At 62.5% G+C, this 24757-nt stretch carries 23 protein-coding genes and 1 tRNA gene; 17 read left to right on the forward strand and 7 right to left on the reverse strand.

The genetic code is table 11. The annotated features are described in order from the left end of the window. Positions 1-127: 127 nt before the first annotated feature. The 6 genes from AC13C2_RS03755 to AC13C2_RS03780 are packed head-to-tail and all read left to right on the forward strand — an operon-like array spanning position 128 to position 5272. Positions 128-883: an SDR family NAD(P)-dependent oxidoreductase gene (locus tag AC13C2_RS03755; RefSeq protein ID WP_482885973.1), complete on the forward strand. Its 756-nt coding sequence runs from the start codon at positions 128-130 to the stop codon at positions 881-883. Beyond that, positions 880-1902: a LacI family DNA-binding transcriptional regulator gene (locus AC13C2_RS03760; RefSeq protein WP_482885974.1), complete on the forward strand. Its 1023-nt coding sequence runs from the start codon at positions 880-882 to the stop codon at positions 1900-1902. The genes AC13C2_RS03755 and AC13C2_RS03760 overlap by 4 nt, the downstream gene beginning before the upstream one ends. Next, the gene (locus AC13C2_RS03765; protein ID WP_482885975.1) at positions 1899-2885 is read left to right on the forward strand and encodes a nuclear transport factor 2 family protein; all 987 of its coding nucleotides are present in this window, start codon (positions 1899-1901) and stop codon (positions 2883-2885) included. Before AC13C2_RS03760 ends, AC13C2_RS03765 begins: the two co-directional genes overlap by 4 nt. After that, positions 2882-3085 carry a hypothetical protein gene (locus AC13C2_RS03770; RefSeq protein WP_474521527.1) on the forward strand — a complete coding sequence of 68 codons (204 nt, stop codon included), beginning with the start codon at positions 2882-2884 and terminating at the stop codon, positions 3083-3085. The genes AC13C2_RS03765 and AC13C2_RS03770 overlap by 4 nt, the downstream gene beginning before the upstream one ends. A 47-nt stretch (positions 3086-3132) precedes the next feature. Beyond that, positions 3133-4098 (forward strand): cupin domain-containing protein, encoded by a 966-nt coding sequence (locus tag AC13C2_RS03775; RefSeq protein ID WP_482885976.1) that lies wholly within the window; start codon positions 3133-3135, stop codon positions 4096-4098. 31 nt (positions 4099-4129) lie between these two features. Next, positions 4130-5272: a cobalamin-independent methionine synthase II family protein gene (locus AC13C2_RS03780; protein WP_482885977.1), complete on the forward strand. Its 1143-nt coding sequence runs from the start codon at positions 4130-4132 to the stop codon at positions 5270-5272. On the opposite strand, the gene AC13C2_RS03785 is transcribed toward AC13C2_RS03780, so the two are convergent. After that, entirely contained in the window at positions 5269-5718 is a 450-nt protein-coding gene (locus AC13C2_RS03785; protein WP_482885978.1) for a hypothetical protein, read from the reverse strand. The genes AC13C2_RS03780 and AC13C2_RS03785 overlap by 4 nt on opposite strands. Before the next feature lie 127 nt (positions 5719-5845). On the opposite strand from AC13C2_RS03785, the gene AC13C2_RS03790 reads away from it, so the two are divergent. Further along, a complete protein-coding gene (locus AC13C2_RS03790; protein ID WP_482885979.1) occupies positions 5846-6271 on the forward strand; it encodes a SufE family protein in 426 nt (141 codons plus the stop codon). Positions 6272-6441: 170 nt separating this feature from the next. Here AC13C2_RS03790 and AC13C2_RS03795 read toward each other — a convergent pair whose 3' ends face one another. Then, positions 6442-7347, reverse strand: a complete 906-nt coding sequence (locus AC13C2_RS03795; RefSeq protein WP_482885980.1) for a LysR family transcriptional regulator — start codon at positions 7345-7347, stop codon at positions 6442-6444. A 130-nt stretch (positions 7348-7477) separates the two neighbouring features. On the opposite strand from AC13C2_RS03795, the gene AC13C2_RS03800 reads away from it, so the two are divergent. Further along, positions 7478-10882, forward strand: a complete 3405-nt coding sequence (locus AC13C2_RS03800) for an indolepyruvate ferredoxin oxidoreductase family protein (RefSeq protein WP_482885981.1) — start codon at positions 7478-7480, stop codon at positions 10880-10882. A 52-nt stretch (positions 10883-10934) separates the two neighbouring features. On the opposite strand, the gene AC13C2_RS03805 is transcribed toward AC13C2_RS03800, so the two are convergent. Continuing rightward, positions 10935-11156, reverse strand: a complete 222-nt coding sequence (locus tag AC13C2_RS03805; protein WP_482885982.1) for a sulfurtransferase TusA family protein — start codon at positions 11154-11156, stop codon at positions 10935-10937. Positions 11157-11225: 69 nt separating this feature from the next. On the opposite strand from AC13C2_RS03805, the gene AC13C2_RS03810 reads away from it, so the two are divergent. Together AC13C2_RS03810 and AC13C2_RS03815 are read left to right on the forward strand one after the other, a co-directional pair. Then, positions 11226-12488, forward strand: a complete 1263-nt coding sequence (locus AC13C2_RS03810; protein ID WP_482885983.1) for a hypothetical protein — start codon at positions 11226-11228, stop codon at positions 12486-12488. Further along, entirely contained in the window at positions 12485-13828 is a 1344-nt protein-coding gene (locus AC13C2_RS03815) for a cytochrome P450 (protein WP_482885984.1), read from the forward strand. Before AC13C2_RS03810 ends, AC13C2_RS03815 begins: the two co-directional genes overlap by 4 nt. A 78-nt stretch (positions 13829-13906) precedes the next feature. Here AC13C2_RS03815 and gpt read toward each other — a convergent pair whose 3' ends face one another. The 3 genes from gpt to fabI are packed head-to-tail and all read right to left on the reverse strand — an operon-like array spanning position 13907 to position 15858. Then, positions 13907-14413, reverse strand: coding sequence for a xanthine phosphoribosyltransferase (gene gpt / locus AC13C2_RS03820; protein WP_482885985.1), 507 nt, complete (start codon positions 14411-14413; stop codon positions 13907-13909). A gap of 16 nt (positions 14414-14429) precedes the next feature. Further along, on the reverse strand, positions 14430-15038 hold the full coding sequence (locus AC13C2_RS03825) for a LysE family translocator (protein WP_482885986.1): 609 nt from the start codon (positions 15036-15038) through the stop codon (positions 14430-14432). Between the two features lie 4 nt (positions 15039-15042). Beyond that, positions 15043-15858 (reverse strand): enoyl-ACP reductase FabI, encoded by an 816-nt coding sequence (fabI, locus tag AC13C2_RS03830; RefSeq protein ID WP_424337700.1) that lies wholly within the window; start codon positions 15856-15858, stop codon positions 15043-15045. Positions 15859-15937: 79 nt separating this feature from the next. Between fabI and pdxH the strand changes: the two genes are divergently transcribed. From pdxH to AC13C2_RS03865, 7 genes are all read left to right on the forward strand, one after another. After that, positions 15938-16552 carry a pyridoxamine 5'-phosphate oxidase gene (gene pdxH, locus AC13C2_RS03835; RefSeq protein ID WP_482885987.1) on the forward strand — a complete coding sequence of 205 codons (615 nt, stop codon included), beginning with the start codon at positions 15938-15940 and terminating at the stop codon, positions 16550-16552. Between the two features lie 188 nt (positions 16553-16740). Then, positions 16741-17265 (forward strand): cold-shock protein, encoded by a 525-nt coding sequence (locus AC13C2_RS03840; protein ID WP_482885988.1) that lies wholly within the window; start codon positions 16741-16743, stop codon positions 17263-17265. Beyond that, positions 17244-17762: a DUF192 domain-containing protein gene (locus AC13C2_RS03845; protein WP_482885989.1), complete on the forward strand. Its 519-nt coding sequence runs from the start codon at positions 17244-17246 to the stop codon at positions 17760-17762. Before AC13C2_RS03840 ends, AC13C2_RS03845 begins: the two co-directional genes overlap by 22 nt. A gap of 48 nt (positions 17763-17810) precedes the next feature. After that, positions 17811-17887: transfer RNA gene (locus AC13C2_RS03850), tRNA-Pro, on the forward strand. Between the two features lie 563 nt (positions 17888-18450). Next, a complete protein-coding gene (locus AC13C2_RS03855) occupies positions 18451-22137 on the forward strand; it encodes a vitamin B12-dependent ribonucleotide reductase (protein ID WP_482885990.1) in 3687 nt (1228 codons plus the stop codon). 308 nt (positions 22138-22445) lie between these two features. Then, complete coding sequence (locus tag AC13C2_RS03860; protein ID WP_482885991.1) at positions 22446-23192, forward strand: SDR family NAD(P)-dependent oxidoreductase; 747 nt, start codon at positions 22446-22448, stop codon at positions 23190-23192. Positions 23193-23217: 25 nt separating this feature from the next. Continuing rightward, positions 23218-23670 (forward strand): YtoQ family protein, encoded by a 453-nt coding sequence (locus tag AC13C2_RS03865; protein ID WP_339641262.1) that lies wholly within the window; start codon positions 23218-23220, stop codon positions 23668-23670. Here AC13C2_RS03865 and AC13C2_RS03870 read toward each other — a convergent pair. Continuing rightward, positions 23667-24623, reverse strand: a complete 957-nt coding sequence (locus AC13C2_RS03870) for a glutaminase (RefSeq protein WP_482885992.1) — start codon at positions 24621-24623, stop codon at positions 23667-23669. The genes AC13C2_RS03865 and AC13C2_RS03870 overlap by 4 nt on opposite strands. Between the last annotated feature and the right edge of the window lie 134 nt (positions 24624-24757).

The following is a 24757-nucleotide window of genomic DNA, read 5'->3' on the forward strand; positions in this document are numbered from 1 at the left end:
TTCTAGGCTTTTAGCTGGATCAATGCGGCAAGAACCGAAAAGGTTCATCGCTAAGCTCTTGCCTCGTGTAGCCAAGATGTGTCTGCATACCTATGCAAATAACACTGCCCCGTGTCGGAGCCGCCAGATGTCACTTCCCTGCACCCCATCCTTTCGACTGGATGGCCGTCGCGCCTTCGTCCCCGGAGGGTCTCGCGGGATCGGCCTTGCGAGCGCGGCCGCTCTGGCCGAAGCCGGGGCCCATGTCGTGATCGTCGCGCGCGGCCAGGCGGGTGTGAACGACGCTGTGGCCCGGATCAACGAAGCCGGGTTTTCCGCCGAAGGCACTGCGCTCGATGTCGCGAACCTGTCGAAGGTAGACGATTTTCTGTCCGGGCAGGCCCCTTTCGACATCCTGTGCAACTCTGCCGGGGTCGCCCGTCACAGCCCGGCGCTGGACACCACTCCAGAAGATTTTGACCTGGTCACCGGCCTGAATTTGCGCGCTGCGTATTTTTTGGCCCAGAGTGTCGCGCGCGGCATGTCGAACGGTGGCTGCATCCTTCAGATCAGCAGTCAGATGGGCCATGTCGGCGGGGTCGACCGCGCAGTCTATTGCGCCACGAAACATGGGGTCGAGGGCATGACCAAGGCCATGGCCATCGAATGGGGACCACGAAACATACGCGTAAACACGATTTGTCCGACCTTCATCCGGACGCCCCTGACCGAAGCCACGTTCAGCGACCCTGTTCGCCGCGCCTGGATCGACGACAAGATCAAGTTGCCCCGCGTCGGCGAGGTCGAGGATATCATGGGCGCGGTCCTGTTCCTCGCCTCCGATGCTTCGGCGATGGTCACCGGGACGTCACTGCTGGTCGACGGTGGCTGGACGGCGGATTGATGGCGCGCAAAGTCACTTCTCAGGATGTGGCCCGGAAAGCCGGGGTCAGCCAATCCGCAGTCAGCCGCGTTTTCACCAGGGGCGCGTCGGTCAGCCCCGACATGGCCGCGCGCGTGCGGTCCGCCGCTGACGAACTGGGCTATCGCCCCAACGCGCTGGCCCGTGGCCTTATCACCGGACGGTCGCGTATCATCGGGCTGGTCGTCGCATATCTGGACAATCCGTTCTATCCGGACGCCATCGAAAAGCTGTCGACCGTGTTGCAGGCGCAGGGCTATCACCTGTTGATTTTCACGACCGGAAAACACGGTATCGACACCGATCGCGTGATTTCCGAACTGCTGGATTATCAGGTCGACGGTATCATCACGGCATCGATCAACCTGTCGGGCGAGTTGTCCGAACGGTGCGCTGCGGCGGGCATCCCTGTCGTGTTGTTCAACCGGGCCATCCCCGGATCGGGTCTGTCGGCGGTCACCTCGGACAATCTGGCCGGAGGGCGCAAGGCAGCGGAGTTCCTGCTGGCGGGCGGGCATGTCCGCATTGCCCATATTTCCGGTTTCATGGACGCCTCGACCAGTCGTGACCGGCTGGCCGGTTTTCGCTCCGCTCTGGACAGGGCAGGCGCGCAGTTGCACGCGCTGGTCGATGGCCGCTACGACCGTGCCACGGCAGCCGAGGCGGCTCGCGACCTGATGGCGCGCCCCGATCCACCCGACGCGATCTTCGTGGCCAACGACCACATGGCCTTGGCGGTGATGGATATGCTGCGCTTCGATCTTGGCCTGAAGGTCCCGCAGGACGTCAGCATTCTGGGTTATGACGATGTGCCGATGGCCGGGTGGCCTGCCTATGACCTCACCACACTGCGCCAGCCGACGCGGCGCATGGTCGATGCCACGGTGGACGAGTTGATGGCCAAGCTTGACACCCCCAATCGCGCCGCCCGACGGATCGAGATCGACGGACCGCTCGTGGTTCGCACCTCGGCTCGCATACCCGAAGGATACACGCCATGACCTTCAACGACCGCTGGAAAGACCTGCCCGACTACATCCTGTCGATCACGAAGGAGATCTGGGAGGACAGGGGCATCGCGACCCTGCACCAGTATTACGCACCCGATATTGTCGTCCGCTCGCCCGCGTCTGTGGTCGTCGGCAACCAGAACGTCATCGGTGCTACGATGGCGACGCTGGCAGAATTTCCCGACCGCACCCTGCTGGGTGAAGACGTCATCTGGTCAGGCGACGATCCCCGGACAGGCATGCTCTCGTCGCACCGCCTGCTGTCCACCGCGACGCATCTGGGCGACGGCATCTATGGCCGCGCCACAGGCAAGACGCTGATCTATCGCATCATGGCCGATTGCCACGTTCGGGGCATCGCCATCGACGACGAATGGCTGATCCGCGATCAGGGTGCGATCGTCCGGCAATTGGGGTGGGAGCCATCGGCCTATGCCGCCGACCTGATCGAACGCGAGGGCGGCAAGGACGCCGCGATCCGCCCGCTGACGCCCGATACGGACAGACCCGGCCCGTACCAGGGGCGCGGCAACGACAACATTTGGGGCGCGCGGCTGGCCGAAACGCTGACCCGCATCATGTCAGCCGACATGCGTGTCATTCCGGACGTGTATGACCGCGCGGCGCAACTGGAATACCCCGGTGGTGTCACCGGCCACAGCCACGGCGATGCCGACCGCTTCTGGATGTCGCTGCGCGCCGCCTTCCCGGACGCCGAATTCACCATCGAACATGTCATCGGTCGCGACGATCCGATGATGCCGCCGCGTGCCGCCGTGCGCTGGTCGCTCTGGGGCAAACACTCCGGCTGGGGCGCCTTCGGGACACCGACCGGCGCGCAGGTCTATGTCATGGGCATCACTCACGTGGAATTCGGCCCCTTCGGCCCGGACGGCTGGAGCATAAGACGCGAATGGACCGTTTTCGACGAAACGGCGGTCTGGAAACAGATCCATCTGGGAGGCACGTCATGACCCGTCATTTCACCGTCACCTGTTCCCGCGATTTCAAACATTCGGCATCGAAAGTCTTTGCCACATGGCTCGACCCCGATGCCCGCGCCCGGTTCGAGACGCCCGCAAGCTCCGGCATGTCGCACGTGACTTACGCCACTGCGGAGGGCGACAATGGCGAGATCCTGATCGAATGCCCGACCGGTTCGCTGCCGTATTGAACGCCGCCTGACCGCCCCCCGACCACGACATGACAGGAGCTTCCGCCATGACCGCCCCCACAACTGTCCGCTACGGCGAATTGATCCCCTGCAAGACCGCTTTCATCGACGCCCATACACCCGGCAGCGACCAGAAAGAGAATTTCACCATCATCGGCGGCGGCGTCAGCGAATCCGCCGATCAGCATGTCCACATCACCACGCCCCACGGCTTCAACATCGGCGCGGCCGGCCAACCGCCGAAATGCCGGAACTCCCTGCACAGTCACCGGACGGCCGAAGTGTTCTTCGTCCTGTCGGGCCGCTGGCGGTTCTTCTGGGGCCGACATGGAACGGCCGGAGAAGTGGTGCTGGAAGAAGGCGACATTATCGACATCCCGACCGGCATCTTTCGCGGGTTCGAAAATATCGGCACCGACTACGGGATGATCATGGCCATCTTGGGTGGTGACGATGCGGGCGGCGGCGTGATCTGGGCGCCGCAGGTGATCGAGGATGCGCGGGATCACGGGCTGATCCTGGGCGAGAACGGCAAACTCTATGACAGCAAGGCAGGCCAGACCCCGCCCGAGGGCGTCCACCCGATGCCGACCCTGACCGACGCCGAATTGGCCGATTTTCCCGAACTGTCCCCGATGCAGGTCGTCGGATGGGGCGTGCGGCGCTATAACGACATGACGGCGCTGGCCCGGCACAGGCCCTGCAAAGTGATCGGTGCCACCGGCATCATCCGTGACAAGCCGGGGTTCGAGGTCGACCTGATCACCCGCACTTCGGCCACCGACACACCACATGCGCACGACCGCCCATCGGTTCTGATGCCGATGCGCGGCCATTGGCGTGTCACCTGGGGGCAGGGGGCCGACGCGGGCGTAGAAGTCCTTGCACCCGGCGATACCATGTCCGTCCCCGCCGGTCTTCCGCATGGGGCGGTTCCGTCGATGACGGGCGAGGCGAGCCTGTTCCATATTGTCTCGACCGACGATCCCGCGGGTCCGTCATGGCTGCAATGAAAACCGCAGAATACCTGCAAAGGAGCCTTTCATGGCGATAAAATCCACTCACGTCGGCTCTCTGCCGCGGACGCAGGCGACCGTCGACATGATTTTTGCCCGCGAAAACGGCATGCCCTACGATGCGGATGCCTTCGCCGCCCAGATGACCGCCGCTTGCGACGAGGTGGTGCGCCGTCAGGTCGAAGCGGGCATCGACATCGTGTCCGACGGCGAGACGTCGAAGATCAGCTATGCCACCTATGTCAAGGATCGCTACACCGGATTTTCCGGCGATTCCCCGCGCAATGCGCCCGCGGACCTGAAGCTCTTTCCCAGTTTTCTCAAGCGTCTGGCGGCGGATGGGGGCACGCCGAAATATGCCCGCCCGATGTGCACCGGCCCGGTCAAATCCAAGGGTCAGGACGACCTGCTGACCGATATCGCCAACCTGAAATCTGCGATGGACACGCACGGCGCGCGCGAAGGCTTCATGAACGCCGCCAGTCCTGGCGTCATTTCGCTGTTCCTGCAAAACGACTACTACGCCAGCCGCGATGAATACCTTGCTGCCCTGTCCGACGCGATGCGCGAGGAATACCGCACCATCGTCGACGCAGGACTTTTCCTGCAACTCGATTGTCCCGACCTTGCCCTGTCGCGGCACATGCTGTTTGCCGATCTGACCGATGCAGATTTCCTAAAGATCGCGCAAAGCCATGTTGAAGCCCTGAACGGTGCCTTGCAAGGCATTGATCCATCACGGGTTCGCGTGCACATATGTTGGGGGAATTACGAGGGGCCGCATGTCTGCGACATCCCGATGGACGCGGTATTCTCGACCTTCCTCGGGGTGAACGCCAGTCAGCTTCTTTTTGAAACATCGAACCCGCGCCACGCCCATGAGTGGCAGGTGTTCCGCGACAGGAAATCGGAAATTCCCGACGACAAGATCCTCGTGCCGGGCGTGGTCGACACCACATCGAACTTCGTCGAACACCCCGAAGTCGTGGCCGAGCGGCTGGGCCGGTTCGCCGATATCGTCGGCCCCGATCGCGTCATCGCCGGAAGCGATTGCGGCTTTGGCACATTCGCCGGTTTCGGTGCGGTCGATCCTGACATTGCATTCGCCAAGCTCGGGGCCCTGTCGGACGGGGCGGCCCTTGCAAATGCGCGGCTTTCGGACCGGGTCTAGCGGCTGACCGACCGGCGGTTCATTTCGCCCTGCACCACGATCGTTCGGATGCCTGCAAGGTCCTGCGTACTATAGGTCGTGCCGGCCAGCACTTCGCGCGACGGCTGCGTGCCCACCGGCTCGGGCGTGATCGGCGGCAGAATGCGGAAATCCAGCAGCAACACCGACGGATCGTCGGTCGGGACGCGGACCAGATCGGCTTCCCAGAAGCCCTGCGTCGGAGGCAGGCCCACGGCCGAGATGATCGCGCCGCTGCGCGTCTGCGCCACCTCCAGCGACACGACCTGTTGCACGACCGGTCGCGCGGTTGCGACGCGGGCGACTTCGATCCGCTCCTCGCGGTCGTTGCCGAACCAGTTGAACGGGTTCAGGCGCGTCTGCCCCAGCCCGCATCCGGCCAATGCCGTAACTGCCAGAACCGCCCCGATGCGCGCCGTCATTCCCATGTGAACCCCCGTCAATCCCTAGCCTTCGGCTTTGCAATACGGGCTAGCCCATCGGCGGGCCTTTGGGAAGCGGGCTGGACCTTTGGAACGCCCGCACCTACCTCACGGGGGTAAAACGGGGGTGAAAATGGCACAGGAACGGTTCGAGGATCTGGTCGAAACATTCGAGTTTCTGGACGACTGGGAGGACCGCTATCGACATGTCATCGAACTGGGCAAGGCGTTTCCGCCGCTTGACGATGCGCTCAAGGTTTCTGCCACCAAGGTCGACGGCTGCGCCAGCCAGGTCTGGTTGCATCCGCGTATCGAAGGACAGGGGCCGGATGCGACCTTCGATTTCGCGGGCGAATCCGACGCCATGATCGTGCGCGGACTGATCGCTATTTTGCACGACCTCTATGGCGGCATTCCCGTGGCACAGGTCGGTGCCATCGACGCCCCCGCCGAACTCGCCCGTCTTGGTCTGAACGATCACCTGTCGTCGCAACGGTCCAACGGGTTGCGGGCGATGGTCGAACGCATCCGCGCGGTGGCAGCGTCGGCAGCGGCGTAATCGCCACGAGCAAAAAAAAGGCCGAGCTAAAAGCTCGGCCGAAGTCCAACAGGGAGGTGAAGGGGCGCAGAAGCACCGTCCTTCGATAGCCTAAATATTGCGCGACATGCCGGGTAACAAGGCGGAACGGAACCAATCGGTGCAATCCCGCTATGCGTTTCGTGCATGCCTTACCGCGCCGCCGCGCCCTGCCGCGCCTTTCGATAGGCCACGACCTCCTCGACCACGAAGTCGCGGAACGCCTGAACCCGCTTCGATCCGCGCAACTCCTCGGGGAAGGCCAGAAACACCGGCACCTCGTTCGACTCGGTGCCCGGTAGGACGCGCACAAGCTGCGGAAAATCCTGGCTCAGATAGTCGGGCAGGACACCGATGCCCAGATCGCTCAGTACACTTTGCAGCACGCCGAAATAATTGTTCACCGTCAGCGACCGCCCGATGTCATAGGTCATCAATTCGCGCACCAGCATTGCGCCCGCGCTGACCTGCGTCACGCCCAGCGATTGGCTGATCAGCCGGTGCTTTGACAGATCGTGCAGCGAATTGGGTACGCCGTTCGCCTCCAGATAGGCGGGTGACGCGAAAAGCTGCATCCGGATATCCATCAGGCGCTTGCGCACCAGGTCGGCCTGACTCGGTTCTTTCATGCGAATGGCCACATCGGCCTCGCGCATGGGCAGGTCCAGCACCCGCTCCTCCAGCATCAGGTCAATGCTCAGGTCGGGATATTTCGCATAGAGCTTCGACAGTCGCGGCGCCAGCCAGATCGACCCGAAGCCGATGGTGGTCGTGACCCGCAGGTTGCCGAACACCTCCTCCTCCGAATCGCGGATCCTGGCGCTGGCGGTCTCCAGCCGCTTGGTCATCGCCTGCGTCGCGTCGAACAGCAATTCGCCCTGTTCCGTCAGGATCAGGCCGCGTGCGTGCCGGTGGAACAACGTCGTGCCCAGCATCTCCTCCAGCGCGCGAATCTGGCGGCTGACGGCGGATTGCGACAGGTGCAGCACGTCGCCCGCATGGGTCAGAGACCCCGCATCCGCAACGGCGTGAAAAATTCTCAGTTTATCCCAGTCCATCACATGCTCGCTTTTGACGGTCTCCTCCCGTCGCCTCTCCCTATAGGGAAGTGCTATAAGAATGTCTGAAGAAGATTTCGCTTTATGGGTCAGTAAAGTTGACCTATAATCCCGTCAGGAGGAGATTTTCATGCGCCACGACGTGTCCTTGTCCGATCGGTTCGATCTTGAAAAACGTGACGTCCTGTTGAACGGGACCCAGGCGCTGGTGCGTCTGATGCTGATGCAGAAGGAACGCGACCGCCGTGCCGGTTTGAACACGGCAGGGTTTTGCACCGGCTACCGAGGCTCGCCGTTGGGGGGTGTCGATCTGAACATGGAGAAGGCCCGCAAGGTTCTGGACGCCAATGACATTACCTTTCGCCCCGGTCTGAACGAAGACCTTGCCGCCACCGCCGTCTGGGGCAGCCAGCAGGCCGAATTGCGCGGCGAAGGCACGCATGACGGCGTTTTCGGCCTGTGGTATGGCAAAGGACCGGGCGTCGACCGGTCGGGCGATGTGATGCGCCACGCCAATATGGCCGGCACGTCCGAACACGGCGGCGTCCTGATGGCGATGGGTGACGACCACACGGGCGAGTCCTCCACCACCTGCCACCAGTCCGACTGGGCGCTGGTCGACGTCCACATGCCCGTCCTGTCGCCCGCCGGCGTGCAGGAGATCCTTGATTTCGGCCTCTATGGCTGGGCGCTGTCGCGCTACGCAGGCGTCTGGGTCGGACTGAAGACGATGAAGGACACCGTCGAAGTCACCTCTGTCGTTGACGGGCGCCCCGATCGTATGTCCTTCGTCACACCGGACTTCGACATGCCGCCGGGCGGGCTGAACATCCGTCTGAACGACCACTGGATTCCGCAGGAAGACCGTCTTCTGGGCTATAAGCGCTGGGCCGCCGAGGCTTTCAGCCATGCCAACAGGATGGACAAGCGGATGCACGGCAAGGCCGGGGCCAAGATCGGCTTCGTCGCGGCGGGCAAGAACTGGCTCGATCTGGTCCACGCCCTGTCGCTGCTGGGTCTGGACGACGCGGAATGCGAACGCCTCGGCATCACCACCTACAAGGTAGGGCAGACCTGGCCGCTCGATATGAAAGGCTTCCACGACTGGGCCGAAGGTCTCGACCTGATCGTTTGCGTCGAGGAAAAGCGCAAGCTGATCGAGGTTCAGGTCAAGGAGGCCATCTTCGACGACCGCCACGGTCGACGTGTCTACGGCTACCGCAAGCAGGCTGACGGCCCGATCCTGTTCCAGCAGGCCTATGCCCTGTCGCCCACCGATATCGCCGAAAAGATCGGCGGCATCCTCAAGGAGGAGGGGCGAACGACCCCCCGAATCGAGGCAGGTCTGGCCCGCGTGGCCGAGGCCAGGCGGGCCGACAATGCCCCCGATATCGCCAGGCGCACACCATGGTTCTGTTCGGGATGTCCGCACAACACCTCGACCAAAGTGCCTGACGGGTCGCGCGCGGGTGCGGGCATCGGCTGTCACGTCATGGCGCTCTGGATGGATCGCAACACCGAAGGCTACACCCACATGGGGGCCGAGGGCGCGAACTGGATCGGTGAATCGCTGTTTTCGACCCGCAAACATGTGTTCCAGAACCTGGGCGAAGGGACGTACAACCATTCCGGCATTCTTGCCATCCGCGCCGCCTTGGCCGCGAATACCACCATCACCTATAAAATTCTCTATAACGATGCCGTTGCAATGACGGGCGGGCAACACAACGAGGGCGATCTGTCGCCCGAACGGATTGCGCGCGAACTTCAGGCGATGGGCGTCACGACCATCGCGGTCGTCTACGATGAAAAGGAAGGCGTTGATAAATCGCGCTTCCCGGCGGGCCTTGACTGGCACGAACGCGAAGAGATGGAAATCGTGCAGAAGCGCATGGCCGCGATCGAAGGCGTCTCGGTCATTCTGTTTATCCAGACCTGCGCTGCCGAAAAGCGCCGCCGCCGCAAGCGGGGCCTCTATCCCGACCCGGACCGTCGCATCTTCATCAATACCGACGTTTGCGAAGGCTGCGGCGATTGCGGTGTGCAATCGAACTGCGTCTCGCTCGTGCCCGTCGAAACGGCCTTCGGCACCAAGCGCGCCATCGACCAGTCGTCCTGCAACAAGGATTATAGCTGCATCAAGGGGTTTTGCCCCAGTTTCGTGTCGATCCAGGGTGCGGAGCTGAAGAAAAGGGCCACGACGGATGTCGATATCGGCGATCTGCCCGAACCGGAATTGCCCCCGATCGACGGCACCTGGAACACCGTCATCACCGGCGTTGGCGGCACCGGCGTCGTGACCATCGGGGCCGTCATGGCCATGGCCGCACATCTGGACGGCAAGGGCGCCGGCCTGATGGAAATGGCCGGACTGGCGCAGAAGGGCGGCGCGGTCGCGTTGCACTGCCGGTTGTCGAATGCGCCTGCCGACATCAGCGCCATCCGCGTGGCACTGGGCGAGGCCGATGCCCTGATCGGCGGCGATCTGGTCGTCAGTGCCGACAACAAGATCCTGTCCCTTACGATGGCGGGCCGTACGGGGGCGGTGGTGAACAGCCACGAGATCGTCACCGGCGACTTTACCGGCAACCCTGACTTCAAGCTGCCTGCCGACCGGCTTGCCCTGTCGTTGCAGGCCCGGCTGCGCGATCGCCTGACCCTGTTCGATGCCTCGAAACTGGCCGAGAAACTGTTGGGCGACACGATCTTTTCTAACATGATGATCATGGGTGCTGCGTGGCAAAGAGGTCTGATCCCCCTGACCCGAGAGGCGATCCTGAAAGCGGTCGAGATGAACGGGACTGCTGTTGACCGCAATCAGCGCGCGTTCGATCTGGGCCGCTGGGCTGTTGTCCACCCTGACAGGGCCGGAGAATTGCTGGCCGACACTGTCACCCGCCTGCCGGACACGCCCGAAACGCGCATCGCGGCGCGGGTCGATCATCTGACCGCGTATCAATCGGCGCGCTATGCCCGTCGCTATACCGCGATGCTGGACCGGATCGCCGATCCTGTCGTGCGGGAGGCGGTGGCGAAGGGGTATCACAAGCTGCTCTCCTACAAGGACGAATACGAAGTTGCGCGCCTGCTTCGAACGACCCGCGCCAAGGCGGCGGAGACCTTCGACGGCGACCTGAAACTGACCTACCATCTGGCCCCTCCGGTGATATCGAAACAGGGCCCTGACGGGCGGCCCGTCAAGCGGGCTTTCGGCGAATGGATCGAACGGTTCTATCCTCTCCTTTCAAGGGGCAAGGTCCTGCGCGGCACATTCCTCGATCCCTTCGGTCGGACTTCGGAGCGTCGGATGGAGCGTGCGCTGATCGAGCAATACGAGGCAGATATTGAGGAAGTGTTACCGCAGCTGTCCGAGGCCACCCGCGACGCCGTGGTCGCCTTGGCCGAACTGCCGCTTGCGATCCGCGGCTTCGGCCCGGTGAAGGACGCGAACGCGCGGGCCGCCGCCAAGCGGCGCGAGGAGTTATTGGCCAGTATCCGTGCCGGGGGGCCGGACATGGCGCAGGCGGCGGAATAGGGGGGTACGAACGTAATACCCTGGTATGCATCGTCGTAATACGCCGGTATTCCTATGCTTTTTCGATGGTGAAGGTGTGCCCATCGACACCGACGAACCGGTGACCGGTTTCGGCGCAGAAGTGAGGCACATCGATCAGCGCAGCCGGATCATCCGCCAGAAGCCTGACGCAAGCCCCTGATTTCAAAGGCTGCATACGTTTTTTCAGGCGCAGCACAGGCAGAGGGCACAATAGTCCGAGCGCGTCGATTTCCAGATCCGGCTTACTGTCCATCACTTGTCCTTATTTCCGCCCGATGGTTGTGTCATCCTGTCCCGACCCGACGCAAGGCACGATCGCCAGATGACCCAGACCGTAGCCACCCGCCGCGTCCTCTACATCCCCGGTTTCGATCCGTTTCATCCGCGACGGTATCGCGAATTATATCGCAAGGAAGGCGCGCAACAAGCTGAATTATCAGGATATTCAATCAGCCAACAAAAGGGCGAAAACGCCTTTTCCTGGCAGGTCGAGGCACAGATCGACGGGGCACGGGTCACCACGGATATCGAGGTTCTGGTCTGGTCCGACATCGTGTCGTCCAGCATGGCCGCCTCCATCCCGGCGACCTATTGGCATCTTGCCCGCACGGCCTGGATCTATATCGCATCGGGGGCGTTGTTCCGTCTGATGCGCCTGCGGCAGGGGCCGGTCATCGCCGCGCTGTATCCTGTTGTATTCCTTATGTTGCAGCTTGCCGCTGCGATCGCTGTGGGCGGTCTGGTCGCCTGGGCGATCATATGGGCATCGGATCTGATCATGATCACGCCCGGCGCACGACGGCCTCAGATCCTGTCTTATGAGGTGCCACGCTATTTCGCGGCGATCCTGTTTGGTACAGGGGCAGGCTGGTTGGTCCTGCGATGGTTCAAGGCCAAGGATTCCAAGGTCTTCGCATATTACCTTATGTATGATTATGCATTCTCGGCCCGCTGGAACGGGGCCAATCCGCCGGAGCTGGAGGCCAGGATGGCCAGCTATGCGGACCGCATTGCGGAGGCTCTCGCTTCCAATGTCGACGAGGTTCTGATCGTCGGCCACTCCTCGGGTGCGCATCTTGCCGTCTCGGTTCTCGCAGACATGATCCGGGAGTCACGTATTCCCCCCGGAAGGTGCAGTTTCCTGAGTCTTGGGCAGGTCGTTCCAATGGTAAGTTTTTTGCCAGATGCCAAAAGGTTACGTGCCGACCTTCATGTTATGGGCGGACAGGACCTGATCCCTTGGGTCGACGTTACCGCGCCCGGCGACGGATGTGCCTTCGCGTTGTGCGATCCGGTGTCTGTCACCGGCGTCGCGCCACATCGGCAGACCGGGCCACTGATCCTGTCGGCGGCCTTTACCAAAACCCTGACACCCGAAACATGGCGCAAGCTGAAGCGGCGATACTTTCGCCTGCATTTTCAGTATCTTTGCGCCTTCGATGCGCTTCCGGGAAGCTCATCGGACTATGACTATTTCCGCATAACGGCCGGTCCGCATCGCTTGGGCGAGCGGTTTGCCGGTCGGGCGCCCAGCCCATCGACCAAGCGCACACCTGTCAACCGATACACCGCAATGGCCCCATGATTCCGCCCAAACCAACCTCACGCGACGGTCGCGTCGGCCTGTTTGGGTACATGCGCCGCTTTCGGGCCGATATTCTGAGTGCCCAGCCTGCGCGCCTGTATCGCGCCTGGATGGCCGAGTTTCGAACCCCGTTCTTCAGAAGCTACATGATGAACGACCCTCAACTTATTGATCTTGTGCTGAAAGAGTGCCCGGACGACTTTCCCAAATCGGACCGGGTGCGCGAGGGTCTTGCGCCGCTGTTGGGTCGGTCTGTCTTTGTCACCAATGGCGCGGAATGGAAGCGGCAGCGGCGGATCATTGATCCGGCGTTTGCGGGTGGCAGATTGCGCGACGCCTTTCCGGGAATGCTGGACGCTGCCCAGGCGATGATCGAACGTGCCACCGAAGGCGAGCACGAGATCGAGGAACTGGCCAGCTATGCCGCCGCCGATGTCATCTTCCGCACGCTGTTTTCCGTCCCGATCGAGGATGCCCTCGCCGCGCAGGTGTTCCGCGAGTTCCGCAACTATCAACGCACGCAGCCGCTTCTGAACATCGCCGCGCTGATTCCGATGCCGCGCTGGATGCCGCGTATTCACAGGCGCAGGACGCTGGCGGCGGCTCGTTCGATCCGGTCCGCCATCACCGCGCTGGTCGACCGCCGTGCTGTCCAGATCGAAGATGGGTCCGCGCCCGACGACCTTGCAACCAAGATCATGACATTTGCCGACCCGGACACGGGCCACCGGTTCTCGGTGCCGGAAATGGTCGATCAGGTCGCGATTTTCTTTCTGGCGGGGCACGAAACCAGTGCGTCCGCATTGGCATGGGCGCTCTATCTTCTTGCCACGCACGAGGAGGCACAGGACCGTGTCGCGGCCGAAGCCACACGAGATTGGCAAACATTCACGTTCAGTGATCTCAGCCGGTTGCCCTATACCCGCGACGTTTTCCGCGAAACGCTGCGTCTTTATCCACCGGTCCCGATGATGGTCCGCGAGACGACCCGGCCCGAGACATTTCGCAACCGGCAGGCCCCGACGGGCGCGCAGATCGTGCTGTCACCATGGCATCTGCATCGGCACGAACGGATGTGGGATAATCCTGACGGCTTCGACCCCGACCGCTGGCAGACAGGGGCCACGAGGGAGAGTGCGCGTCAGGCCTATATGCCGTTCAGCGCCGGGCCACGGGTCTGCACAGGCGCGGGGTTCGCGATGGCCGAGGGTGTGCTGCTGCTGGCGCGGCTGATCGGTGCATATCGCGTCGCGCCAATCGGCGATCCGCCGGTCCCGGTGGCGCACCTGACAGTGCGGTCGCGGGACGGGATCAGACTGCGGCTGACATTGCGCCAGTGATGATTCTGCGGCCCTGTCCGGACATCGCAAGATCGGAGCATTCCCGATGCGACGGATTCGGCTGGCGGCACCGCACTGTCAGTCCTTGCCGCGATACGGCTCGACGTATTGCAGCGCCATGTCCCAAGGGAAAAATATCCAGGTATCCTGACTGACGCCGGTGATGAAGGTATCGACCATGGGTTCGCCCTTGGGCTTGGCATAGACGGTGCCAAAATGCGCATTGGGATAGAGGGCGCGTACAACTTCCAGTGTTTTCCCTGAATCGACCAGATCGTCGATCACCAGAACGCCCGTCCCGTCGCCCATCATTTCGGGGTCGGGGCGCGACAGGACCTGCGCGTCGCCCTGGGCCTGGTGGTCGTAGGACTTGATGCTGATCGTATCGACCAGGCGGATGCCCAGCTCGCGCGCGGCGATCATTGCCGGAGCCATGCCGCCCCGGGTGATCGCGACGATGGCCTTCCATGCGCCACCATCGCCGGGGCCGCGTCCGTCCAGCCGCCAGGCCAGCGCACGGCTGTCGCGGTGGATCTGGTCCCAGCTGATGTGGAAGCCTTTTTCATGGGGCAGTTGGTTGGACATTGCGCAGACCTCCGGGTCAGGACGTGATTAAAAGACGCAACCCCAGCCCGCCAAGTACCAGGGCCATCGCCCGCGTCAGCGATGGTTTGAACGCCATATACCGGGCGCGAACGGTGTCACGTGACATCAGGGTGGCCAGAACGGAATAGACCACCGTTTCCAGGACAATCTGGTTGGCCGTAATCAGTGACATCTCGGTCGCAGAAAGACCGGGGGGGAAGATGACCAGCAGGACACCCGCTGAAAACAGGATGCTTTTCGGATTGCCGAGGTTCAGGAGGAGGCCGCGCAGGACCGCCCGTCGTGACGAGGCCGGGGGCGCGGTCACGATGGCCTTCGCTGCCCCGCGCCATGTCTGCACCGCGATGAAAATGACCAAGAGCGCGCCGCTGATTTTCATAACCGTGTAGGCATAGGGGAACAGGGTAAAAATCGTATCCAGCCCCAGAAGCGCCGCCAGCGTCCACAGTCCGGCCATCACCGCCAGCCCGAGGCCGGTCAGGATGCCTTCCTGCCGTCCCCCCTGTAAACTGGCCCGGACGCAGACCAGAAACGCCGGTCCGGGGGACGCGACCGCCAGCAACAGTGCCAGGTTGAAGGCCAGCAGATGCGCAACGCTCAGCACCTGGTCAGGTGGCCTTCTTGTCTAGCGTCATGTCGGGTGCATCGACGTTCTTCATACCGACGACATGGTAACCCGCATCGACATGATGGATCGTGCCGGTGACCGCCGACGACAGGTCCGACAACAGATACATCGCCGATTTCCCGACTTCGTCCTGAGTGACGGTACGGCGCAGGGGGGAATTGTATTCGTTCCACTTGAGAATATAGCGAAAGTCGCCGATGCCCGACGCGGCGAGCGTCTTGATCGTACCCGCCGAAATGGCATTCACGCGGATGCCGTCGCGGCCCAGATCTTCCGCCAGATACTGAACCGAACATTCCAGTGCGGCCTTCGCCAACCCCATCACGTTGTAATGCGGCATGACCTTTTCCGCACCGTAATACGACAGCGTCAGGGCCGACCCGCCTTCGGTCATCATCTTCTCGGCGCGCTGCATGACGGCGGTGAAGGAGTAGACCGAAATATTCATAGTCATCAGGAAGTTGTCGAGCGACGTTTCCAGATAGCGCCCGCGCAATTCGTTCTTGTCCGAAAAGCCGATGGCATGGACCAGGAAGTCCAGCTTGTCCCAGCGTTCCCCAAGGGCGGCGAACATCGCGTCGATCGACGCGCCGTCACCCACGTCGCAGGGCAGCACGATGTCGCTGCCGGTCTGCGCGGCCAGCGGATCGACCCGCTTCTTCAAGGCCTCGCCCTGATAGCTGAAGGCCAGTTCTGCCCCCTGATCGGCGCAGGCCTTCGCGATGCCCCATGCGATGGACTTGTCATTCGCCAGACCCATGATGAGTCCGCGCTTGCCTGCCATTAAGCCTGCCATATTCCCCTCCGACTTGCCTTGACGCAGGCTTAGGCGAAAGGTGTATGTGCAGCAAGGTTTACGGGGCAGGGGCGGTACGATGGCGGAACGCGACGGCATATTCGCAGGCGACGACCCGGTCGCCATCGCCGCCCGCTGGCTGGAGGAGGCCACGGCGTCCGAACCGGAAGACCCCAATGCAATCGCCCTTGCCACGGTCGACCCGGACGGCCTGCCGAACGTCCGCATGGTCCTGCTGAAAGAGATCGAGATCGGACAAGGGGCCTTTGTTTTCTATACGAATTTCGAAAGCAAGAAGGGGCGGGAACTGGCCGCCAACCCGCAGGCCGCCTTCGTGATGCACTGGAAAAGCCTGCGCCGTCAGGTCCGCGTACGCGGTCCGGTAGAGCGGGTGTCGGACGAGCAGGCGGATGTCTATTACGCGTCCCGGTCGCTGCAATCGCGGCTGGGGGCCTGGGCCTCGGCGCAATCCCGCCCTCTGGAAAGTCGGGGTGCCTTGATGGCCGAAGTGGCGAAGGTCACGGCAAGCAAGGGCGTGTCTCCCAGGCGCCCGCCGTTCTGGGGTGGATTTCGGATCCGGCCCGTAGAGATGGAACTCTGGGCCGACGGTGCGTTTCGCCTGCACGACCGGTTTCGATTCACCCGCGATACCCCGCAGACGGGGAATTGGGCGGTTGCAAGGCTCAACCCCTGATTGCAGCCGACCTGGCTGCGGTCTGCCTGATTGTCAGATCGACAGGCGGAGTTTCGCGGCTGACCCGGCGTCATCGCGGGATTGTCAGGCTTTTCCGGACATGCACCCTTGAATGCCAGCCCGGCTGGCCAATATCGATCTTTTCCATCAACTGGATGGGGGCACGATCTAGTGGTGTTTTGATGGGTATGAGCGAGACGGATTTCACAGAGCTGACGATTTCGGGAATCGTGAAATGGTTCGATCCGGTCCGCGGTTTTGGCTTCGTCGTGTCCGATGAAGCGGAGCAGGATATCCTGTTGCACGTCAATGTCCTGCGCAACTTCGGGCAGAGTTCCGTCCTCGACGGCAGTTTGATCCGGCTCACCTATCAAGTCAGCGACCGGGGCCTTCAGGCAGTTCGGATTCTGTCGATCGACCCGGTCGGATCCGATACTCCGTCCGAGGCTCTGACCTCCCCCGAATACCTGATGCCGATCCCTGATGATCTTCCGTATCTGCCGGCGCGGGTGAAATGGTTCGACCGGAGCAAGGGCTTCGGCTTCGTGAATATCTTCGGCGATACTGCTGACATCTTCGTTCATACCGAAGTTGTGCGCCGTTTCGGCCTTGCGGAATTGCTTCCGGGCGAGGCAATCTGCGTCCGCGTCATGGATGGCGCGCGAGGACAACTAGCGGTAGAGGTGCGCCGATGGGAATATTTCACCGACTGAACGACCGGCTGATGGGTGGTTTGCGTCTGGCCCTGATCCTGGCGGTTCCGGTTTTTGCCGCGACCGATGTTGCAGCTCTTTCATCGGGCGAATGTCAGGATGGCATGGTCGATGTGCGCGGGGATTTCGGACAAGTCCGTTTTCGCGTCGAACTGGCCCTGACCCCGGCAGAGCAGGCAAAAGGCCTGATGAATCGCGAGTCGTTGCCCCGCCTTTCAGGGATGCTGTTCGTCTATCCGCGCGAATCCGATGTCGCATTCTGGATGCGGAACACGCTGATCCCGCTCGACATGATATTCGCCGATGACGAAGGCCGCATCGTGCGGGTCCACGAGAATGCCGTGCCATTGGACGAAACGCCGATTCCCGCCGGCGCGCCGACATTGGCTGTGCTGGAGATCAATGGCGGCATGGCTCGGACGCTGGGCATCGACGCGGGTGACGAACTGCGCTCCATCGCTCTTCCACAGGATACTGCCGCCTGGCCCTGCGATTGAAGCATCAAGGCTTTTCCCCGTCGCAAAGCCCTGCTAAGCGGCACGTGTCGGGGCGTGGCGCAGCCTGGTAGCGCACCTGTTTTGGGTACAGGGGGTCGGAAGTTCGAATCTTCTCGCCCCGACCATGCGATACATCTGGTATCGCAAGTGGCAACATAAGCCACACTGCAGATATCCTGGATATCTGTCCCGCCGGGGTGACGGTGATCAAACTTCATGAACGCGTGACATGCCGGGTGATTCCCGGATCTAACATCCTGTGGACAACTTTGTATGACAGCAGGCGTTGCAGCCGTGCCACGGTTTCCGTTTCGCCCCCCGACCGCACGGCGACCGCATCCGTTTTGCAGGTTTCCAAGGCACTTCGCATCGTTACCCGACCCAGGTGAATGTGAGTCGTGGCTGTCCTGAATTCGTTAACCTGCGGTCAAGAATTTTCTTTGCGAGTTATCCCCGTTATCCACATTGACCGCCCCCGAAAACCGCAGCTATTGGTGTCTTGGCAAAGAGAGGCCACCAAATGTAGTGGCTCAATGCGACAAGACCGGGCAGCAGCTCAGACATTCCATTTCCCCCGTGTCCGACCGGACGCGACGGTCGAGGTGCGTCGGAAAACTGCCGTGCGGGACAAGGGACGGGGCCGATAAGCACCGATTTGTAACAAGACGATTTTATAGGGGACACCACGATGCGGCTTGAGCGGAAATTCACGGAAAGCGGTAAAGATGCCTATTCGGCACTCACCTTCACCACCACCACTTCGGAGATCCGCAATCCCGACGGTACCGTGGTGTTCAAGCTGGAAGCAGTGGAAATCCCCGAAGGCTGGAGCCAGGTCGCATCCGATGTCATCGCGCAGAAGTATTTCCGCAAGGCAGGCGTTCCGGCCCGGCTGAAGGCAGTCAAGGAAAAGGACGTTCCCGAATTCCTGTGGCGCTCGGTTCCCGACGAAGACGCGCTGGCCAAATTGCCCGAGAACGAACGCTTCGCTGGCGAGACGTCGTCCAAACAGGTGTTCGACCGTTTGGCCGGGGCCTGGGCCTATTGGGGCTGGAAGGGCGGTTACTTCACCACCGAGGAAGATGCCCGCACCTATTTCGACGAAATGCGCGTCATGCTGGCCCGACAGATGGCCGCGCCGAATTCGCCGCAGTGGTTCAACACCGGTCTGCATTGGGCATATGGCATCGACGGCCCGGCGCAGGGGCACCATTATGTCGACCCGAAGACCGGCAAGCTGGTCCGCTCCAAATCATCCTACGAGCATCCGCAACCGCACGCCTGCTTCATCCAGTCGGTCAGCGACGATCTGGTGAACGACGGCGGCATCATGGACCTCTGGGTCCGCGAGGCGCGTCTGTTCAAATACGGCTCGGGCACCGGAACCAACTTCTCCTCGCTTCGCGGTGAGGGCGAGGCATTGTCGGGCGGCGGCAAGTCGAGCGGTCTTATGGGGTTCCTCAAGATCGGCGACCGGGCGGCCGGGGCCATCAAATCCGGCGGCACCACGCGGCGGGCAGCCAAGATGGTCATCGTCGACATGGATCATCCCGATATCGAAGCCTTCATCGACTGGAAGGTCATCGAGGAGCAGAAGGTCGCGGCCATCGTTGCCGGGTCCAAGGCGCACCAGGCCCAGCTGACCAAAGTCATGGAAGCGGTTCGCGCCTGGGACGGCACGCTGGACGATGCGACCGATCCGAACGTCAACGAGGCGCTGAAGGACGTGATCCGGGCCGCCAAGAAGCACATGATCCCCGAAGCCTACATCCTGCGCGTGCTGCAATACGCCAAGCAGGGTTATGACAGCATCGAATTCCCGACCTACGACACTGACTGGGATTCCGAAGCCTACAGCACCGTTTCCGGACAGAACTCCAACAACTCGGTCCGGGTGACGAACGCCTTCCTGCACGCCGTTGAAAAGGACGCTGACTGGGAACTGATCAACCGTCGTGACGGCAAGGTCGCCAAGACTGTGCCGGCCCGCGAATTATGGGACAAGATCGGCCATGCCGCCTGGGCCTGTGCCGATCCGGGCATCCAGTTCCATGACACCGTCAACGACTGGCACACCTGCCCGGAAGACGGTGCGATCCGCGGGTCGAATCCGTGCAGCGAATACATGTTCCTCGACGATACGGCCTGCAATCTGGCCTCGATGAACCTGCTGAAGTTTCTGAACGCCGACGGCTCCTTCGACCACGAAGGCTATATTCACGCGGCGCGCTTCTGGACCGTTACTCTGGAAATCTCGGTCGCCATGGCGCAGTTCCCGTCGAAGGAAATCGCCCAGCGGTCGTATGACTTCCGCACCCTGGGTCTGGGTTATGCCAACATTGGTGGCCTGCTGATGAACATGGGTCTGGGCTACGACTCGCGCGAAGGTCGCGCGCTGTGCGGTGCGCTGACCGCCGTCATGACGGGCGTGTCCTACGCCACGTCGGCCGAAATGGCCGGTGAGCTGGGGCCATTCCCCGGCTACGCCAGGAATGCCGACCACATGCAGCGCGTGATGCGGAATCACCGCAATGCCGCCAAGGGTCAGACGGATGGTTACGAGGAACTGGCGGTCAAGCCCGTCGCGCTGGACATCGACGGCTGCCCTGATGCGCGCCTGATCGCACTGGCCGCCGAAATCTGGGACGGGGTCGTCGAGGCGGGCGCGAAGAACGGCTTCCGCAATGCCCAATCCACTGTGATCGCGCCGACCGGCACCATCGGTCTGGTCATGGATTGCGACACCACCGGGATCGAGCCGGACTTCGCCCTGGTGAAGTTCAAGAAGCTGGCCGGCGGCGGTTACTTCAAGATCATCAACCAGTCGGTGCCCGCCGCCCTGCGCAAGCTGGGCTATGGCGAGGCGCAGATCGGCGAGATCATCGCCTATGCCGTCGGTCACGGATCACTGGGACAGGCGCCCGGCATCAACCACACGTCGCTGATCGGGCACGGCTTCGGCAAGGCGGAGATCGCCAAGATCGAAGCGGCGTTGCCCTCGGCCTTCGACATTCGTTTCGTGTTCAACCAGTGGACGCTGGGCGAGGAGTTCTGCACCAAGGCGCTGGGCATTCCGGCGGCCAGGCTGAACGATCCGACCTTCGACCTGCTCCGGCATCTGGGCTTCTCGAAGAAAGAGATCGAGGCGGCCAACGACCACGTTTGCGGCACGATGACGCTGGAAGGCGCGCCGGATCTGCGCGACGAGCACCTGAGCGTGTTCGATTGCGCCAACCCCTGCGGCAAGAAGGGCAAACGATTCCTGTCGGTCGACAGCCACATCCACATGATGGCGGCGGCGCAGAGCTTCATCTCGGGCGCGATCTCCAAGACGATCAACATGCCCAACAACGCCACCATCGAGGACTGCAAGGCCGCCTACGAACTTTCGTGGTCCTTGGGGGTCAAGGCCAACGCGCTCTACCGTGACGGATCGAAACTGTCGCAGCCCTTGGCCGCGGCCCTGGTCGAGGATGACGATGAGGCCGCCGAGATCCTGGAAAGCGGTACGCCACACGAAAAGGCCGGCGTTCTGGCCGAAAAGGTGATCGAGAAGATCATCGTCAAGGAGGTCGCCCGCGCCGCGCGCACCAAATTGCCCGAGCGGCGCAAGGGCTATACCCAGAAGGCGGTCGTCGGCGGTCACAAGGTCTATTTGCGGACCGGCGAATACAAGGACGGCAATCTGGGCGAAATCTTCATCGACATGCACAAGGAAGGCGCGGGCTTCCGGGCGATGATGAACAACTTCGCCATAGCCGTGTCGGTCGGCCTGCAATACGGCGTCCCGCTCGAGGAATTCGTGGACGCCTTCACCTTCACCAAGTTCGAACCTGCGGGCATGGTGCAGGGCAACGCGGCAATCAAGAACGCCACGTCGGTTCTGGACTACATCTTCCGCGAACTGGCCGTCAGCTATCTGGACCGGGAAGATCTGGCCCACGTCAAACCCGAAGGCGCGACCTTCGACTCGATCCACAACGGCGGCGAAGGCACCCCCGACGCGGATGGCAACGTCTCGGCCCTTGGTCAATCGGCGGCCACCAAGTCGCTGGAGGTCATCAAGTCGGTCACCTCGTCAGGGTATCTGCGCAATCGTATGCCGCAGGATCTGGTCGCGCTTCGTGGTGGCATGGACCGTGTCGCGGCGGAACTTGCCGGATCGACCGCGGCGTCAGGCTTCTCGGAGACCGCGCAGGCCACGTTCACCACCTCCACCACGACGGTCGCGGCCACGGGTCTGAACGCGCGGGCCAAGGCGAAGATGCAGGGCTACGAGGGCGAGGCCTGTGGCGAGTGTGGCAACTACACGCTGGTCCGCAACGGCACCTGCATGAAGTGCAACACCTGCGGCGGGACGTCCGGTTGTAGCTGAACGGATTGATGCCGGGGGCGCGGGGACGGCATCCCACGCCCCCGGCTTTTCTGCGGCTATCCGGCACGCCGAACGGTCTCGGAGGCCGGGCATGAACACCCGAGATATTGGGGTTCGGATCCCCCGAAGAAGACCGGGGCAGGTTTTCGGGGTCGGCGGGTAACGCCGAAGCGAAAGCGCGAAAGGTCCGTCATGGCCACCGGGCGCCCCGCCCGCCATTTGCCGACTTGCAGGTCAAACGCAGATGCTCGACCTTGGCCAGCGATCCGCTATCGTCGGCGCAACACCATCTTGAGAGGCAGAGACCCATGGATACTTCGGATTTCAGGAACCGCATCGCTGTCGTGACCGGCGGTGCGCAGGGGATCGGCGGGGCCGTCGCTACGGAGCTGGCCCATCACGGCGCGCGTGTCGCGATCTGGGACATGGACAAGGAACTGGCGAGAGAAGCTGCCGCGACACTGGGCAACGGGGCCATCGCCGTGCCCTGCGATCTGGGCGACTGGGCCTCGGTGCAGGCGGCGCACAAGCAGACCGTGGATGCGTTGGGCGAAGCAGACATCCTCGTGAATTCCGCCGGGATCGCCGGGTCAAACGCGCCCCTTGCCGATTATCCGGTCGAGGAATTTCAGCAGGTCGTCGCGATCAACCTGACCGGCACGTTCCTCGTGAACAAGGCGGTGGTGCCGGGGATGCGGGCCAAAGGATACGGTCGCATCGTCAATATCGCCTCGGTTGCAGGCAAGGAGGGGAATCCCAACGCCTCGGCCTATTCCGCGTCCAAGGCGGGTGTCATCGGCCTGACCAAATCGCTGGGAAAAGAGCTGGCGGATATGGATATCGCGGTGAACTGCGTGACCCCCGCCGCCGCCCGCACCCGCATCTTCGACCAGATGAAGCAGGAGCACATCGACTACATGCTGTCGAAAATTCCGCGCGGTCGCTTCCTTGAACTGGGCGAGGCGGCGGCGATGATCCTCTGGCTCTGCTCGAAGGAGAACAGCTTTACCACGGGCGCGGCCTTCGATCTGTCGGGCGGACGCGCCACCTATTGATCCAACCGATGCCACGGAGCTTTCGATGACCCTTTCCATCTATCTGTCCGGCGAAATCCACACCGATTGGCGCGACGAAATCATGCAGGGCTGCGCGGATGCGGGTCTGGATGTCACCTTCTCCGCCCCGGTGACCGACCACGCCGCCTCGGACGATTGCGGCGTGGCCATTCTGGGGGCCGAGCCGGACAAGTTCTGGCACGACAACAAGGGCGCCAGACTGAACGCCATCCGCACGCGCACGGCACTCGCCGCTGCCGACATCGTGGTCGTGCGGTTCGGTGACAAGTACAAGCAATGGAACGCGGCCTTCGATGCGGGGCAGGCGGCGGCCTTGGGCAAATCGCTGATCGTGCTGCATGGTCCCGATCATCAGCACGCGCTGAAAGAGGTCGATGCCGCCGCGCTCGCCGTGGCCGAAACCCCGGCGCAGGTCGTCCAGATCCTGACCTATGTGCAGACCGGCGCGCTGCCTTAGGAAAAAACCGACCAGCCGGTGAAATCCGTCAGCAACTCCGCGGCTTCGGTGCCGACCTTGGAATTGCCATAGCTGTTCAGCCCCGGCGACCAGATCGCGATGGATGCCCGGCCGGGCGCAACCATCAGGATACCGCCGCCGACCCCGCTCTTGCCCGGCAGACCGACGCGGAAGGCGAAATCGCCCGACCCGTCGTAATGGCCACAGGTCATCATCAGGGCCCCCAGCCGCCGTGCCCGCGCGGGTGCCATCAGGGGCGGAGCACCCGGCAGTTGCGCGATCATCCGACCGGCCATGGCCAGTTGATCGGTGGTCATCTCGACCGCGCATTGGTGGAAATACGTGCCCAGCGTCAGTTCGGGCGCGTTGTGCAGATTATCATATGATTTCAGATAATTCGCCAGCGCCACATTGCGGAACCCATAGCGCGCCTCGGACGCGGCGACGCTCGGGTCGATATGGATATCCTCGTCTCCGGCGGCGGCGCGCAGAAATCCCAGAAACTCGCTCAGCGCCTGTTTCGGCGCGCGGTTGGCCAGCATGGCATCCGTCGTCACCAGCGCGCCGGCGTTGATGAACGGATTGCGCGGGCGGCCCTTCTCCTGTTCCAGCAGAAGGATCGAATCGAAGCGATCGCCGGATGGCTCCCGATCGACGCGCCGCCAGATATTATCTCCTTCGCGCCCCAGGACGCAGGCCAGCATGAAGACTTTCGACACGCTCTGGATCGAGAATGGCACGCTGCGCGCGCCTGCCGACAGACGTGTCCCGTCTGCCAGAACGACCGAGATCGCAAACTGGTTAGGCGCCACATCGGCAAGCTCAGGAATGTAGGTGGCGACCTGTCCCCAGTCATCTGCCGCGTGAACCTCGGTCGACAGACGATCCAGAAATGCCTTCAGCTTGCCTGGGTCGACGGGGGGCATGGGGCCTGCGGGGCGGTCGTCGGTCATCGCGGTCTCCGGGGGCGTGGCTGGCCGGACCATAGTCCGCGCGGCGGGGCAGGGAAACGCCTGCCGACCTGTTTGCGCCCACCCCGACGCGCGCCTATCTTGCGCCGCCGAGCCATGAAGCCAAAGGGGATACC

It is taken from the genome of Jannaschia sp. L-14R (assembly GCF_056857695.1).

What these genes read in the sequence shown, in the direction of transcription:
- AC13C2_RS03815 (WP_482885984.1), top strand. Translation starts at nt 12,485, where the DNA reads ATGATTCCGCCCAAACCAACCTCACGCGACGGTCGCGTCGGCCTGTTT.
- AC13C2_RS03780 (WP_482885977.1), top strand. Translation starts at nt 4,130, where the DNA reads ATGGCGATAAAATCCACTCACGTCGGCTCTCTGCCGCGGACGCAGGCG.
- AC13C2_RS03840 (WP_482885988.1), top strand. Translation starts at nt 16,741, where the DNA reads ATGAGCGAGACGGATTTCACAGAGCTGACGATTTCGGGAATCGTGAAA.
- AC13C2_RS03860 (WP_482885991.1), top strand. Translation starts at nt 22,446, where the DNA reads ATGGATACTTCGGATTTCAGGAACCGCATCGCTGTCGTGACCGGCGGT.
- AC13C2_RS03755 (WP_482885973.1), top strand. Translation starts at nt 128, where the DNA reads ATGTCACTTCCCTGCACCCCATCCTTTCGACTGGATGGCCGTCGCGCC.
- AC13C2_RS03785 (WP_482885978.1), bottom strand. Translation starts at nt 5,718, where the DNA reads ATGGGAATGACGGCGCGCATCGGGGCGGTTCTGGCAGTTACGGCATTG.
- AC13C2_RS03845 (WP_482885989.1), top strand. Translation starts at nt 17,244, where the DNA reads ATGGGAATATTTCACCGACTGAACGACCGGCTGATGGGTGGTTTGCGT.
- AC13C2_RS03765 (WP_482885975.1), top strand. Translation starts at nt 1,899, where the DNA reads ATGACCTTCAACGACCGCTGGAAAGACCTGCCCGACTACATCCTGTCG.
- AC13C2_RS03795 (WP_482885980.1), bottom strand. Translation starts at nt 7,347, where the DNA reads ATGGACTGGGATAAACTGAGAATTTTTCACGCCGTTGCGGATGCGGGG.
- AC13C2_RS03790 (WP_482885979.1), top strand. Translation starts at nt 5,846, where the DNA reads ATGGCACAGGAACGGTTCGAGGATCTGGTCGAAACATTCGAGTTTCTG.
- AC13C2_RS03805 (WP_482885982.1), bottom strand. Translation starts at nt 11,156, where the DNA reads ATGGACAGTAAGCCGGATCTGGAAATCGACGCGCTCGGACTATTGTGC.
- AC13C2_RS03865 (WP_339641262.1), top strand. Translation starts at nt 23,218, where the DNA reads ATGACCCTTTCCATCTATCTGTCCGGCGAAATCCACACCGATTGGCGC.
- gpt (WP_482885985.1), bottom strand. Translation starts at nt 14,413, where the DNA reads ATGTCCAACCAACTGCCCCATGAAAAAGGCTTCCACATCAGCTGGGAC.
- AC13C2_RS03800 (WP_482885981.1), top strand. Translation starts at nt 7,478, where the DNA reads ATGCGCCACGACGTGTCCTTGTCCGATCGGTTCGATCTTGAAAAACGT.
- pdxH (WP_482885987.1), top strand. Translation starts at nt 15,938, where the DNA reads ATGGCGGAACGCGACGGCATATTCGCAGGCGACGACCCGGTCGCCATC.
- AC13C2_RS03770 (WP_474521527.1), top strand. Translation starts at nt 2,882, where the DNA reads ATGACCCGTCATTTCACCGTCACCTGTTCCCGCGATTTCAAACATTCG.
- AC13C2_RS03870 (WP_482885992.1), bottom strand. Translation starts at nt 24,623, where the DNA reads ATGACCGACGACCGCCCCGCAGGCCCCATGCCCCCCGTCGACCCAGGC.
- fabI (WP_424337700.1), bottom strand. Translation starts at nt 15,858, where the DNA reads ATGGCAGGCTTAATGGCAGGCAAGCGCGGACTCATCATGGGTCTGGCG.
- AC13C2_RS03810 (WP_482885983.1), top strand. Translation starts at nt 11,226, where the DNA reads ATGACCCAGACCGTAGCCACCCGCCGCGTCCTCTACATCCCCGGTTTC.
- AC13C2_RS03855 (WP_482885990.1), top strand. Translation starts at nt 18,451, where the DNA reads ATGCGGCTTGAGCGGAAATTCACGGAAAGCGGTAAAGATGCCTATTCG.
- AC13C2_RS03775 (WP_482885976.1), top strand. Translation starts at nt 3,133, where the DNA reads ATGACCGCCCCCACAACTGTCCGCTACGGCGAATTGATCCCCTGCAAG.